The sequence below is a fragment of the Streptomyces sp. NPDC101194 genome (genome assembly GCF_044767885.1).
In the GTDB taxonomy this organism is placed as follows: Bacteria; Actinomycetota; Actinomycetes; order Streptomycetales; family Streptomycetaceae; genus Streptomyces.
Window position 1 is genome coordinate 130,853 of the sequence record NZ_JBIWOS010000012.1, and the last position, 14,087, is coordinate 144,939.

The following is a 14,087-nucleotide window of genomic DNA, read 5'->3' on the forward strand; positions in this document are numbered from 1 at the left end:
GCTCGGCCTCATACGGACGGAAAACCCTAGCGGAGCCGCGCCATCAGTGCGTGCTCCACGAGCGTGATCAGCGCGCTCTTGGCGTCCGCCCGGTGCCGCGCGTCCGTGGTCAGAATCGGGGTGTCGGGTCCGATCTGGAGGGCTTCGCGGACTTCGTCGGGGGTGTAGGGCTGGTGTCCGTCGAAGCCGTTGAGGGCGATGACGAAGGGGAGTCCGCTGTTCTCGAAGTAGTCGACTGCGGGGAAGCAGTCGGCGAGTCGGCGGGTGTCGACGAGGACGACGGCGCCGATGGCGCCGCGGACCAGGTCGTCCCACATGAACCAGAAGCGGTCCTGTCCGGGCGTACCGAAGAGGTACAGGATCAGGTCCTGGTCCAGGGTGATGCGGCCGAAGTCCATGGCCACCGTCGTGGTGGTCTTGTCCCCGGTGTGCGTCAGGTCGTCGATGCCCGCGGACGCGGACGTCATCACGGCTTCGGTGCGCAGCGGATTGATCTCCGAAACGGCACCGACGAACGTGGTCTTACCCACGCCGAAGCCCCCTGCCACCACGATCTTCGCGGAGGTAGTGGAGCGGGCTGCTCCGCCGCTAGAGCTTGCGAAGTCCACTGAGCACCCTTTCGAGCAGTGTCACATCTGGCTGGCCGCCGGCGGACTCGTCGCCGCCGGGCTGATGGATAGCGACGAGTCCGGCCTCTGCCAGGTCGGCTACGAGGATTCGGGCAACGCCGAGCGGGATCGAGAGCAGTGCCGAAATCTCGGCGACCGACTTGATCTCGAAGCACAGCCGGCAGATCCGCTGGTGCTCGGGCAACTGCCCTTGCAACCGGGACGGATCGGCCGTGGTACTGACCAACGCCTCAATGGCGAGTTGGTAGCGCGGTCGGGTCCGGCCGCCTGTCATGGCGTACGGACGGACCAGCGGATTGTGCGCCGCCGGGGCGGCCGGCTCGGGGGCCTGCCGCGGCTGTACGGGCTGAATGCGGGGCGACGGGGGCGAGTCGTAGCGGTGCGGTCGCTGCGGAGGCCATCCGGGACCCTGGGGGGAGCCCGGCTGCTGCTGCGGCTGCTGATAAGGCCGGTACGGCTGCTGGGCGCCCTGTCCGCTGGGTGCGGAGGGGAAGTTGAAACGGTTGTCCCCGTGCTCACCCGGTACGTTCCGGTCACCGTCGTACCGGTGTCCGCCTGGGGGTGTTGTCATGATTCCTCCTCCGCCTGCCGGTCCCGATTCGAGTAGGTCCGCGCCACCGCACCTTATGGCGCGGTGGCGTGAAACGCACTGTCTGTCTATTAGTTAAGAAGACTTCCCTGAAGTTCGGCACGGAGGTCCGGGGTGAGGACGGTGCCCGCGCGGTCGACGAGAAGGGCCATTTCGTACCCGACCAGGCCGATGTCGGCGTCCGGGTGGGCGAGAACGGCCAGCGAGGATCCGTCGGAGATGGACATGATGAAGAGGAATCCGCGCTCCATCTCCACAACCGTCTGATTGACGGCGCCGCCCTCGAAGATCCGCGAGGCGCCCGCGGTCAGCGAGGTCAGGCCGGAGGCGACGGCCGCCAGCTGGTCGGCGCGGTCGCGCGGAAATCCTTCGGACATGGCCAGCAGGAGTCCGTCGGCGGAGACCACCACCGTGTGCGACACCCCGGGGGTGTTGTCCACGAAGTTGGTGATCAACCAGTTGAGATTCTGCGCCGCCTGGCTCATCGGGCTCACACTAACGCTCCTGGTTGTAGGTATTACTTGCGTCCGAACCCGCGTTACGTCCCCGCAGCACGCCCCGCCGCAGGTTGCTCAACCTGCCGCGGACGTCCTCGGGGGCGCGGGAGACCTGAGGGCCGTCCTGCGGTGTCTGCTCCGCCGTACCCTCGACCAGATTGGCCTTGGGCACCCGCCGGGGAAGCCCGGACGGGGTGATCCCGCCCGCCTTCGGCTCCCGGAGCTTCTCGGCCCGCTCCCAGCGCTCGTCGTTCGTCGAGCGCCAGTCGTCGGAGCCGTTCCCGTCCTGCTGCGCGGGCGACTGCTGCTGCGGCAGTTCCTCCTGCTGCGGCTGCGGCTGCTGCGCGGCGGCGGGCCGGTTGTTGCCGCGGCCGGTGGGCTGCCAGTGCTGCTGACCGCCCCGACGCGGCAGACCGGCTTCGGTCAGCTCGTGGCCGGAGTTCGGGGTGGGTCCCGGACGGTCGAAGCCTACGCGCTCCCGCGGCTCGGCGGGGGTGCTCGGGACAGATTCCGCTTCCACCTGTGCCGACGGCTCATACACACCCTGATAGGTGTCCTGATTTGGCCACTCGTCCTGGTGGGACTGGGAAGCGAACTGTTCCTCGTACAACGGCTGCGCGGTCTCGCCGACCCCGTATGCCGCCTCCGCATAGCCACCCTGCGAGGCGTGGTCAGCCGACTCGGCGAAGCCTGCGTCGCCGCGGTAGGCGTCGTAGCCGCCGCCCCCGTACGGCGCCTGCTCGTACGGCTGCTGCCCCGGCTCCTGGGCGTACCCGGCCCCGGCGTACGGACCGTCGGCGGCCTCGTTCCCGGCGTACGGCTCCTGCGGGAACGGCGGGCGCTCGCCGGCCGTCTGGGCCTCCAGCGCCGCCCGGCGCTCCTCACGGACCAGTGAGCGGCCCACCGGGTCCAGTCGCCCGGCGTCCACCGACCGCTGCTCGTAGCGCGAGTCGTCGAAGCCCAGCTCCGCCGCCGTGCGCAGGTGCGGCTGGGGTGCCGGCTGTTCGAAGGTCTGCTGCTGCGGAATGATCGAGGAGACGGTGAAGTCGTCCTGCGCGGAGGCCGGTTCGCCGCCACCGCCGTGGGTGATGGCGTCCGGCAGCATGACCAGCGAGGTGGTTCCGGCCTGCTCGCCCGAGGGGCGCAGCTGGACCCGGATGCCGTGCCGGTCGGAGAGGCGGCCGACCACGAACAGACCCATCCGCTGCGAGACCGCCGCGTCCACGGTCGGCGGGTTGGCCAGCTTGTGGTTGATGTCGGCGAAGTCCTCCGCGGTGAGGCCGATGCCCTTGTCGTGGATCTCGATCATCACGCGGCTGTCGGGCAGCCGGGTCGCCGTGACCCGCACCTTGGTCTGCGGCGAGGAGAACGTGGTGGCGTTCTCCAGCAGCTCGGCCAGCAGATGCACGAGGTCGGTGACGGACTGGCCGTGGATCTCGGTCTCCGGCACCCCGGAGAGCTCGATGCGCTCGTACGACTCCACCTCGGAGGCGGCGGCGCGGAGCACGTCGACCAGCGGGACCGGCTGGTTCCAGCGGCGGCCCGGCTCCTCGCCCGCGAGGACGAGAAGGTTCTCGCCGTTGCGGCGCATCCGGGTGGCCAGGTGGTCGAGCTTGAAGAGGCTGTCCAACTGGTCCGGGTCGGCCTCGTTGTTCTCCAGGTCGGTGATGAGGGTCAGCTGGCCCTCGATCAGCGACTGGTTGCGGCGCGACAGGTTGGTGAAGATCGCGTTGACGTTGCCCCGCAGCATGGCCTGCTCGGCCGCCAGCCGGACCGCCTCACGGTGCACCTGGTCGAAGGCGCGGGCGACCTCGCCGATCTCGTCCCGGCTGTTGATCGGGATGGGCTGGACGCGGGTGTCGACCCGTCCCGGATCGGTCCGGGACAGCTGGTCGACCAGCATCGGCAGGCGCTGCTCGGCTATCCCGAAGGCGGCGGTGCGCAGCCGACGCATCGAGCGGCTCATCTGCCGGGCCATCAGCCCGGCCAGGAAGAAGGCGGCCAGCAACGCGACGATCACGACGGCGGCGTTGACGATGGCGTCCTTCTTGGCACCGGACGAGATGTCCGCGGCGTCGGTCACCGCCTTGTCGACCAGCTCGTTCTCGACCGTGGTGTAGCCGTCGAACTTGGCGGTGGCGGCCGCCATCCAGGTCTCGGGGGTGATGCCCTTCGCGGCCAGCTTCTCGGGGGACTGCCCCTGCCCGATCTGCTGGGCCATGCCGTCGAAGACCGAACCGTCGACACTGGGCGGCTCGACGAACGGGACGCCTGCCGCGTCGGCCTGCTCCTTGGCCTTCTTCAGCTTCTTCGACCCCTCGGCCGCCTTGGCGGTCAGGACCTCCTTCAGCCGGGCCGCGTCGGCGTCCGTGCCACCGGAGATGAACTCGCCGAGCGCGATCTGCTCCAGGTAGTTGTACGAGCCGAAGGCCTTGACCTGGGCGTCGAACTTGGCGCTCTGCCGGCTCGGACGCACCAGGAGATGCATGCCGATGGAGCGCTGAAGCGATTCTGCAGCCTTGGCGAGCTCGATCGCGTAGACCGTACGGCCGTAGCTGGTGATGTTGCCGGTGCCCAGACCGAGCTCGTTGCAGAACTCCATCAGGGAGTGCTGCACCTGGACGTAGCCCTCTTCCGTCTTCACCGGGTCCATGGCCTCGGCGAAAGCGGCCTTGCGCAGCTCGGGGAGTTTGGGCTCCTCCAGCCGGAACAGCCGGAGCCGCCGCTCCAGACCCTGCTTCTGGGGCATGTCCTTCACGGCCGTGTCGAACTTCTCCGCGGCGGCGTCGGTGGTGGCCCGGACCCGGTCGACGGCGGCGGCGTCGCGCTTGTTCGAGAGGATGGGCTGAGCGGAGAGGTCGCGCTCGTTGAGGAGGGCCTGTCCGTACTCGGAGGCCGCGCGCACGATCAGGGCCGTCTTCTCGGCGTCCTGCGCCTCTCCCCAGGTGTCGATCGAGCCCTTCACCTGGAAGCCGCCCATGACCAGGCCGACCAGCACGGGGATCAGGAGGATCGCGTTCAGGCGAGTGGGCACGCGCCAGTTGCGCGGGGCCAGCCGGCTGACGCTGCCGCCGGACGCCATCTCGTCGGGCGCATCGGCAGGCAACCCCGCGGCGCGCGGCGGCGGGGTGAAGTTGCCCCGCTCCAGCCGCGCCGCGGAGCCCTCGTTGTTTCGCCTCACTCGACCAACAACCTCTCGGCGTCGGCACCTACGTTGTGCCGTGTTTTGTTCAGGGCCGTACTACTCGGGAGTTCGTCGAATTCCAGCACGGGGACCGGCCGCGTTCCAAACAGTCGGAACCAGCCATTCCGAGTGGTCCAAGCCTCAGATAAAACGGGCATAAAGAGCGAGCCCCGTCAAAAGGCGGGGCTCATGTGAGCGCAGTGGCACCGATCGAACGCATCGGGTGTTGAACGCGGGACAATTCTCTGTCGAAACGTTATGAACACGGGGGCGGATCGTGTCAAAGGACACAGTCCACCCCCGTTTGAATAAGGCAACTGCCGTATGTCAATAAAGACTTGTGGCTACTTCAGCCGCGCCATCAGTGCGTGCTCCACGAGCGTGATGAGGCCGCTCTTGGCGTCCGCCCGGTGCCGCGCGTCCGTCGTGATGATCGGGGTGTCGGGTCCGATCTGGAGGGCTTCGCGGACTTCGTCGGGGGTGTAGGGCTGGTGTCCGTCGAAGCCGTTGAGGGCGATGACGAAGGGGAGTCCGCTGTTCTCGAAGTAGTCGACTGCGGGGAAGCAGTCGGCGAGGCGGCGGGTGTCGACGAGGACGACGGCGCCGATGGCGCCGCGGACCAGGTCGTCCCACATGAACCAGAAGCGGTCCTGTCCGGGCGTACCGAAGAGGTACAGGATCAGGTCCTGGTCCAGGGTGATGCGGCCGAAGTCCATGGCCACCGTCGTGGTGGTCTTGCCGCCGGTGTGCGTCAGGTCGTCGATGCCCGCGGAGGCGGACGTCATCACGGCTTCCGTACGCAACGGGTTGATCTCCGAAACGGCACCGACGAACGTGGTCTTACCCACGCCGAAGCCCCCTGCCACCACGATCTTCGCCGAGGTGGTGGCCCGGGCCGCACCGCCGCTAGAGCTTGCGAAGTCCACTGAGCACCCTTTCGAGCAGTGTCACATCCGGCGCGCCGCCGGCCTCTCCATTGCCCGGCTGGTGAATGGCCACCATGCCGGCTTCCGCCAGGTCCGCGACGAGAATCCGGGCCACACCGAGCGGCATCGACAGCAGCGCCGAGACCTCGGCCACCGACTTGACCTCACGGCAGAGGTGGCAGATCCGCTGGTGCTCGGGGAGCAGCGTCGCCATGTGCGCGGGGTCGGCCGTGGTGGAGACCAGCGCCTCGATGGCGAGCTGGTAGCGGGGCCGGGTCCGGCCGCCGGTCATGGCATACGGGCGGACCAGCGGCTGGTCGCCTTCACCGTCGTACGACGCGTGGTGCAGTGCGCCGTACGGATCGGGTGAGGCGGGTGGCGGGGTCATTGAATCCTCCGGGCGTGACGGCAGGTTGTCTGCTTGCCGTCGGAAGGAGCCGGTGGGGGCTCTGAACGGCCTGTCGGGCGAGGGACGGGGGCGTTTCCTGGTCGGTCGAGTCTGTCATCGATCCATGGCGGCCTAATGGAGCAGGCTGCCTTGGAGCTCGGCACGGAGGTCCGGGGTGAGGACGGTGCCCGCGCGGTCGACCAGGAGGGCCATTTCGTACCCGACCAGACCGATGTCGGCGTCCGGGTGGGCGAGAACGGCCAGCGAGGATCCGTCGGAGATGGACATCAGGAACAGGAACCCGCGTTCCATCTCCACCACGGTCTGGCTGACGGCGCCGCCCTCGAAGATCCGCGAGGCGCCCGCGGTCAGCGAGGTCAGGCCGGAGGCGACGGCCGCCAGCTGGTCGGCGCGGTCGCGCGGAAATCCTTCGGACATGGCCAGCAGGAGTCCGTCGGCGGAGACCACCACCGTGTGCGACACCCCGGGGGTGTTGTCCACGAAGTTGGTGATCAACCAGTTCAGATTCTGCGCGGCCTGACTCATCGGGCTCAACTAACGCTCCTGCTGGTGAGTGGGGCCGAGTGGAAAACTGCCGGTCGACTGGCCATTGGCCTGCCGCCCCTGCTGGATGCCCCGGCGGAGATTGGTCAACCGCCCGCGCACATCGTCGGGCGCACGCGACACCTGAGGACCGGACTGGTGGTTCTGCTGCTGCGCGGTACCCGGCACCAGATTGGCGCGCGGTACCCGGCGAGGCAGTCCGGAAGTGGTGATTCCGCCTGCCGCGGGCTTCTTGACCCGCTCCGCCTGCCGCACGAGTTCGTCGTTCGGCGAGGGGCGCCAGGTGCTTGAGGTGCCGCCCGAGTCGCTTCCACCGCGGCGCGTCCCGTCGGGAGCGGGACGCTCCTGGGCCGACTGCTGCGGGAAGGCGGGCGACTGCGGCTCGGCCGCGGGCGGCTGCTGGCCACCCTGCTGCGGGCCGTGGAACCAGTTCGTCTCCAGGGTGTCGTACAGCGGCGTACGACCGTCCCCGGGGCCGGCCGCGGGCGGCAGCGCCTCGGGCTGCGGCTGCGGCGGCAGAACCGGACGGTACTGCGCGTCACCGTCGGGCGCGGCGGGCGGACGCGGGGCATCGAAGTCCCCGTTGTCCCGGCCGCGCTGTCGCGGGGCGGGCAGGGCCTGGTCCCGCGCTTGGGCAGGCTGCGGCTGTCCGAAGTCGGGACGGGCGAACTGCGCGGTGCTTGCCGGGTCCTGCGCCGATCCGTCCTGCGGGAACTGGCCCTGCGGGAACTGGGTCTGCGGGAACTGGGCCTGCGGTGCCGGGGCCGAGAAGTCGGGACGCGCGAACTCGGCGGTGGAACCGGGGCCCTGCCGGTCGTCGACGGGCGGCCGCGGAGTGAGCGGCGGGCTCACCGGCCGCTGGAACTGGCCGGTGGTCTCGGGCTCCTCGTGACCGCGCGGGGCGTCCAGCGGGGCACGCCGCGACGCGGACGGGTCCTCGGCACCCCAACTGGTGGTCTGCGGACGCTGTGGCACGGGGTTGCCGCCGGGCAGCTCCGCGCGCGGACCACCGACCGGGGGCAGCTGGCGGCCGGGCTCGACCGGGCCGCCGGGCTGCTGGAAGCCGGCCTGACCGGGCTGGTTCTGCCGGTCCTGCTGCGGCTGCCACGGGGCGGGGTCGTTGGACCGGCCCTGCTGGTCGTTGCGGCCCTGGCGGTTGCGTCCCGCGCTGAAGAGGTCCGGCTGGCCCGAGTCCGTACGTCCCGTTCCGTCGCCCTGGCCGCGAGCACCGAGCCTGGCACCGTTGCCGAACGCACCGGCGAGGCCGCCGCCCTGACGCTGCGGCTCCTGGCGCCCGAAGTCCTGCGGACCGGTGCCGGCCGGCCCCGAGGGCGGGAAGCCGGGGGTCTGCTGACCGGGCTGACCCGGCTGTCCGGGCTGGTTCTGCGGCTGGCGGGTACCGCCGTCACGCGAGGGCAGCGCGGCGCGCGGACCCGATCCCGCACCGACCTGACCACGCGCGGGGCCCGACCCCGCGGCGAGCCGGCCGGCCGGGCCCGACGGGGCGCCGCCGAGGCCCGGACGGGAGCCGTTGCCCGGCGCCGTGCCGCTGCCACCACCGAGCAGACCACCGGGGGCGGCGGACTGCTGACCCGGTGCCTGCTTGGCCGGCGGCTGCTTGCCGCCGTGCGCGACGTCGACCGGCAGCATGACCAGCGCGGTCGTACCGCCGGAGTCGGAGGGCCGCAGCTGGATCCGGATGCCGTGACGCAGGGACAGCCGGCCGACCACGAACAGACCCATGCGGCGGGAGACCGAGACGTCCACGGTGGGCGGCGAGGCGAGCCGCTCGTTGATCGCCGCGAGGTCCTCGGGGGAGAGGCCGATGCCGGTGTCGTGGATCTCGACGAGCACCCGCCCGTCGGGCAGGGCGTGACCGGTGACCCGGACCTTCGTCTGGGGCGAGGAGAACGACGTGGCGTTCTCCAGCAGCTCGGCGAGCAGGTGCACGAGGTCGTTGACGACACGGCCGGCGACCTCGGTCGCGGGCACCGCGGCCAGTTCGATGCGCTCGTACTGCTCCACCTCGGAGGCGGCGGCACGGAGCACGTCGACCAGCGGAACCGGGCGGGTCCACCGGCGGCCCGGCTCCTCGCCCGCGAGGACGAGGAGGTTCTCGCCGTTACGGCGCATGCGGGTCGCGAGGTGGTCGAGCTTGAAGAGCGAGGACAGCTGGTCCGGATCGGCCTCGCGCGACTCCAGTTCGGAGATGAGCGAGAGCTGACGCTGGATGAGGCCCTGGCTGCGGCGCGAGAGGTTCGTGAACATCGCGTTGACGTTGCCCCGGAGGAGGGCCTGCTCGGCGGCGAGACGGACGGCCTCGCGGTGCACGTCGTCGAAGGCCGCGGCCACCTGGCCGATCTCGTCCCGGGAGTGCACACCGACGGACTCGACCGAGGTGTCGACGTCCTGCGGGTCGGCCTCGGAGAGCTGCTTGACGAGCTCCGGCAGCCGGTCCTGGGCGACGCGCGTAGCCGTGTCCTGCAGCCGTCGCAGCGAGCGGATCATCGACCTGGCGACGACGAAGGCACCCACCAGCGAGACGCCCAGCACCAGCAGGATGAGCGCACCGCTGATGATCGCTTCGCGCTTCGACTCGTCGCGGAGCTCGCGGGCCTTGCCCTCCATGTCGCTGAGGAGGGTCTCCTCGATGGTCTTCATCGCCTGGATCTTGGTGGAGCTCTGGTCGTACCAGTCCATGTACGAGCGGCGTGCCGTGCCCGTCATGCCCGAGGGGCTGTCCAGCACCTTCTTCGCGTAGGTGTTGGCGGCCTTGATCTCCGGGTTGCCGTCGTCCAGCGTGGCGGTCAGCTCTTCGGCGTTGTTGCCGGTGGCCGCGTAGACCGCGGCGAAGGAGCGGCGAGCCGTGTTCTCCTTGCGCAGCGCGGCGCGGCCGAACTGCTGGTCGTTGTCGTTGAGGTGCGGCTGCTTGTCGTTGCCGCCCGGCAGTGCCGCGGCGATGATCGCCCGCTGGACCGAGGCGTACTCCTTGGCGGAGGAGAAGGCCGCCAGGGCCCGGGTCCGCTTGATCATCTCCGAGTTGCTGGTCGCCTGCGCCATGTCCTGGGAGAGGCTCAGCAGCGAGGTGATCAGCTGGCTGTACTGGTCGACCGTCTGGAGGCTCGGGGTGCCGTGCGCGTACGCCGTCTTGCGGATCTCGCGGATCCCGGTCAGCTGGCTGGCGATCTGCTGGACGCTCGAATAGATGCCTTCGAGGGCCTCGTCGCCGGAGGGGTCGCCGATCGAGTTCGTCGCGTCCAGGAAGGCCGTCTTCGCCCGGTCGGTCTTCTTGCGGGGCTCGGTGACCTTGAAGTCGTCGGCCTTCACGCCGTTGGACAGCGGACCGGCCGAGCGGTCGCGCTCCTCCTGGAGCGCCTGGGCGAGCGTGGTCGCCTGCTTGGTCATCTTGGTCAGCAGCTGCATGTGATCCAGCTGCTGCATGTCGTTCATGGAGTCGTTGATCCGCAGACCGCCCAGCGTGGTCGCGGCGACCACGGGGAGGGCGAGCAGGGAGACCAGACGCGTGCTGATGCGCCAGTTACGAAGAGCTACGCGCGAGCCCGTGCTGACGGTGCCCCGGGGCTTGAGCGACGAGATCGGATCGGTGCCGTTGCTCGTCGTGGCACCGGGCTGCCGGTCGCGCTCGCCGCTGTCACCGGCCGCGGCCGGTCCGGGGTTCTGGGCGTGCGGGGCCGAGGAGCCGCGGTCGGTCCCGCCGTGCGGCTCCTGCTCCGCCGCAGCGCTGCCATCCCTCTTGAAACGTCCCTGCACTAGCGTCGCAACCTCTGGACCAGGCGTCCCTCCGCGCGAGACGGGTGGGACGGTGTCGGCGTCGTGGGGCGTCGTATCCGCCCCATGGTGGTCGTGAGTGACCGGCGCTCTTCCCCTTCCCGCCGTCACTCGGCGCTGCGTTGCGCCCCCTGCGCGCCGGCCTGAAACCCGGCGGCGGTGCGTGGAATTCCAGCACAGTGCCGGATCTCCAACAAGGGCCCCGGGCCGGGCCATGGGCTGGGTGACGCGTTGTGATGGTGGGGTGACAAGCCGTGGATCGCGTTCACGGGCAAATTGGATCAATCGGTGTCAATCAGCGAAGGGCGAAGGGTGTCCCAGTCGACATGATCAGGAGCGGAATGGCTGATTCAGTGACGCAATGTCCGTTTCTTCTGGGCGGATCCGACGCCCGGAATGAGGCAATTGTCGAAGCATTCGTGAGCAAACTCACATGATGATCGCCGTCTCATCCGGGCTTCCGAAGGGAATCGGATGTTTAGCCTGGCGCTTTACAGGGATGGCAAATCCGACAACCGGCGCCCCTAAGGGCGGCGCCCGAAACCGACAGGGTCCGAACGGCAGATGAAGACGACGATGATGTTCCGCAACATTGCCAACCCCCGGCGCACCACGCTGGCGCACCTCAAGGACGCCGACGAGCTGCTGACGCCGGATGCCCCGGAGCACGCGGTCGACCTGCCCACCCAGACGGCCAACCCCCGCCGCACCATCCTCATGGAAGCGCCGGTCCCCGCCGCAGTCGCGGAGTGAGGAGCGCGGGCGGCGTTCCGCCCGCCCGTGTTTCGACGCCTCGCTCCGGGGGCTGTCCCCTCACGTCGCCCGACCCGCGTTCCCGCCGCGCCGTCCTCGGGGCCCCAGCGGCTCCCCCCAGGCGCTCCGGGCTCCGCCCGGGCAGGGCGGACGCCCGTCCTCGAAGGCAGGCGGGCACCTTGTCGGCGCACGCGCCGGACGGCGTTCCTTTCGGGCAAATCCCGCAGAGCGAGGCGTTAGCCTGGAGCGTCAGTCTTCAGCCAGCCAGCAAGTGAGGGGCGACAGCAACCCGTGCGCATCGCCAGGTTCTCCATCGACGGCAATGTGGCCTTCGGCGCCGTCGAGGGCGACGGCACCGTCGACTCCGGTGACCTCGTCCTCGACATCATCAAGGGCATTCCGTACGCCGACTTCGAGCTCTCCGGCACCAAGGTCCCGCTGAGCAAGGTCCGCCTCCTGCCGCCCGTGCTTCCCAACAAGGTGGTGGCCATCGGCCGCAACTACGCGGAGCACGCAGCGGAACTCGGCAACGAGGTACCGGACGTCCCCGTCGCCTTCTTCAAGCCCACCACCTCGGTGATCGGCTCCGGCGACGCCATCGAGTACCCCTCCTTCTCCAACGAGCTCCACTACGAGGCCGAACTGGCCGTGGTCATCGGCCGGATGTGCCGTGAAGTGCCGCGTGAGCGCGTGAAGGACGTCATCTTCGGCTACACCTGCGCCAATGACGTCACCGCCCGCGATGCCCAGAAGCGCGAGAAGCAGTGGGCCAGGGCCAAGGGCTTCGACACGTCGTGCCCGCTCGGCCCCTGGGTGGAGACCGACCTCGACCCCGGCGACCTGACCATTCAGGCCACGGTCAACGGCGAGCAACGCCAACTGGGCCGTACGAGCGACATGATCCGCTCGATCGAGGATCTGGTCGTCCACATCACGGAAGCCATGACACTGCTCCCGGGCGACGTGATCCTCACCGGCACTCCCGCAGGGGTCGGACCCCTCCATGTCGGCGACGAGGTCGCCGTCACCATCGAAGGCATCGGCACTCTCACCAACAAGGTGATCAAGCGTGGTTAACACCCCCGTCCGCGTACGTTTCTGTCCCTCCCCGACCGGCAACCCCCATGTGGGCCTGGTCCGCACCGCCCTCTTCAACTGGGCCTTCGCCCGGCACCACGGCGGCACCCTGGTCTTCCGCATCGAGGACACCGACGCGGCCCGCGACTCCGAGGAGTCGTACAACCAGCTGCTCGACTCGATGCGCTGGCTCGGCTTCGACTGGGACGAGGGACCCGAGGTCGGCGGCCCGCACGCCCCGTACCGCCAGTCGCAGCGCATGGACATCTACAAGGATGTCGCCGAGAAGCTCCTGACGGGCGGGTACGCCTACCACTGCTACTGCACCACCGAGGAGCTCGACACCCGCCGCGACGCAGCCCGCGCCGCCGGCAGGCCGTCCGGCTACGACGGCCACTGCCGCGAGCTGAGCGCCGAGCAGATCGCCGCGTACGAGGCCGAGGGCCGCACCTCCATCGTCCGCTTCCGGATGCCCGACGAGGCGCTCACCTTCACCGACCTGGTCCGCGGCGAGCTGACCTTCCAGCCGGAGAACGTGCCGGACTACGGCATCGTCCGCGCCAACGGCGCCCCGCTCTACACGCTGGTCAACCCGGTCGACGACGCGCTGATGGAGATCACCCACGTCCTGCGCGGCGAGGACCTGCTCTCCTCCACCCCGCGTCAGCTCGCCCTCTACAAGGCGCTCATCGAGCTGGGCATCGCCAAGGACACCCCCGCGTTCGGTCACCTCCCGTACGTCATGGGCGAGGGCAACAAGAAGCTCTCCAAGCGCGACCCGCAGGCCTCGCTCAACCTCTACCGCGAGCGCGGCTTCCTGCCCGAGGGGCTGCTCAACTACCTCTCCCTGCTGGGCTGGTCCATCGCCGAGGACCGCGACATCTTCTCCATCGAGGAGATGGTGGCCGCGTTCGACATCAAGGACGTCAACGCCAACCCGGCGCGCTTCGACCTGAAGAAGTGCGAGCACATCAACGCCGAGCACATCCGCAAGCTGGATGTGAAGACGTTCACCGAGGCGTGCGGCCCCTGGCTGAAGGCCCCGTTCGCCCCGTGGGCCCCGGAGTCCTTCGACGCGGACCAGTTCGCGGCGATCGCCCCGTACGCCCAGACGCGTGTCACGGTCCTCTCGGACATCACCGCCAATGTCGACTTCCTCTTCCTCGACGAGCCGGCCACCGACGAGGCGTCCTGGACCAAGGCGATGAAGGAGGGCTCCGACGCCCTGCTCATCACGGCCCGCGCCCATCTGGCCGCCGCCGAGTGGAACGCGGACGCCCTGAAGAACGCCATCCTCACCGCCGGCGAGGAGCACGGCCTGAAGCTCGGCAAGGCCCAGGCCCCGGTCCGCGTCGCGGTCACCGGCCGCACGATCGGTCTGCCGCTCTTCGAGTCCCTGGAGATCCTGGGCCGGGAGAAGACGATCGCCCGCATCGACGCGGCGCTGGCCAGGCTGGCCGCCGCGTAGTCGTCACCGCTGTACCCGAAGGGGCGGCCACGGTTCAATCCGGTGGCCGCCCCTTTCGCGTCCCCACGGGATGTATGCCTGCTGCTCCTACGGGACGACCGGCGCACTGCTGCCGTCCGTCCGCCGCCGACGGCGCGGACCCGTCGGATCGTTCGAACTCATAGGCTGAGGAGAGGAGCGACAGGCGGGGAGGGACCACCTGAAACGGAGTCGCCCCGGCAGA

11 protein-coding genes are annotated in these 14,087 nt (G+C 69.6%); 3 read left to right on the forward strand and 8 right to left on the reverse strand.

Going from position 1 to position 14,087, the window contains the following annotated elements:
• Positions 1–26 precede the first annotated feature (26 nt).
• From ACIRP2_RS33550 to ACIRP2_RS33585, 8 genes are all read right to left on the reverse strand, one after another.
• Complete coding sequence (locus tag ACIRP2_RS33550; protein ID WP_014048542.1) at positions 27–608, reverse strand: ATP/GTP-binding protein; 582 nt, start codon at positions 606–608, stop codon at positions 27–29.
• Complete coding sequence (locus ACIRP2_RS33555) at positions 589–1,200, reverse strand: DUF742 domain-containing protein (protein WP_404257008.1); 612 nt, start codon at positions 1,198–1,200, stop codon at positions 589–591. Before ACIRP2_RS33555 ends, ACIRP2_RS33550 begins: the two co-directional genes overlap by 20 nt.
• 89 nt (positions 1,201–1,289) lie before the next feature.
• Positions 1,290–1,703 carry a roadblock/LC7 domain-containing protein gene (locus ACIRP2_RS33560; RefSeq protein ID WP_030980891.1) on the reverse strand — a complete coding sequence of 138 codons (414 nt, stop codon included), beginning with the start codon at positions 1,701–1,703 and terminating at the stop codon, positions 1,290–1,292.
• Positions 1,704–1,713: 10 nt separating this feature from the next.
• Positions 1,714–4,896 (reverse strand): nitrate- and nitrite sensing domain-containing protein, encoded by a 3,183-nt coding sequence (locus ACIRP2_RS33565; RefSeq protein WP_404257010.1) that lies wholly within the window; start codon positions 4,894–4,896, stop codon positions 1,714–1,716.
• A gap of 347 nt (positions 4,897–5,243) precedes the next feature.
• Entirely contained in the window at positions 5,244–5,825 is a 582-nt protein-coding gene (locus ACIRP2_RS33570; RefSeq protein WP_072487286.1) for an ATP/GTP-binding protein, read from the reverse strand.
• On the reverse strand, positions 5,806–6,213 hold the full coding sequence (locus tag ACIRP2_RS33575; RefSeq protein ID WP_352276250.1) for a DUF742 domain-containing protein: 408 nt from the start codon (positions 6,211–6,213) through the stop codon (positions 5,806–5,808). The genes ACIRP2_RS33570 and ACIRP2_RS33575 overlap by 20 nt, the downstream gene beginning before the upstream one ends.
• A 132-nt stretch (positions 6,214–6,345) precedes the next feature.
• Positions 6,346–6,768, reverse strand: coding sequence for a roadblock/LC7 domain-containing protein (locus ACIRP2_RS33580; protein ID WP_003966009.1), 423 nt, complete (start codon positions 6,766–6,768; stop codon positions 6,346–6,348).
• Entirely contained in the window at positions 6,769–10,548 is a 3,780-nt protein-coding gene (locus tag ACIRP2_RS33585; RefSeq protein ID WP_404257013.1) for a nitrate- and nitrite sensing domain-containing protein, read from the reverse strand.
• A 582-nt stretch (positions 10,549–11,130) separates the two neighbouring features.
• Here ACIRP2_RS33585 and ACIRP2_RS33590 point away from each other — a divergent pair.
• The 3 genes from ACIRP2_RS33590 to gltX all read left to right on the forward strand — a co-directional run bounded on the left by ACIRP2_RS33590 (position 11,131) and on the right by gltX (position 13,864).
• Positions 11,131–11,319, forward strand: a complete 189-nt coding sequence (locus ACIRP2_RS33590; protein ID WP_404257015.1) for a hypothetical protein — start codon at positions 11,131–11,133, stop codon at positions 11,317–11,319.
• 291 nt (positions 11,320–11,610) lie between these two features.
• Complete coding sequence (locus ACIRP2_RS33595) at positions 11,611–12,396, forward strand: fumarylacetoacetate hydrolase family protein (protein WP_404257017.1); 786 nt, start codon at positions 11,611–11,613, stop codon at positions 12,394–12,396.
• Positions 12,389–13,864 (forward strand): glutamate--tRNA ligase, encoded by a 1,476-nt coding sequence (gltX, locus tag ACIRP2_RS33600; protein ID WP_404257019.1) that lies wholly within the window; start codon positions 12,389–12,391, stop codon positions 13,862–13,864. Before ACIRP2_RS33595 ends, gltX begins: the two co-directional genes overlap by 8 nt.
• Positions 13,865–14,087 lie beyond the last annotated feature (223 nt).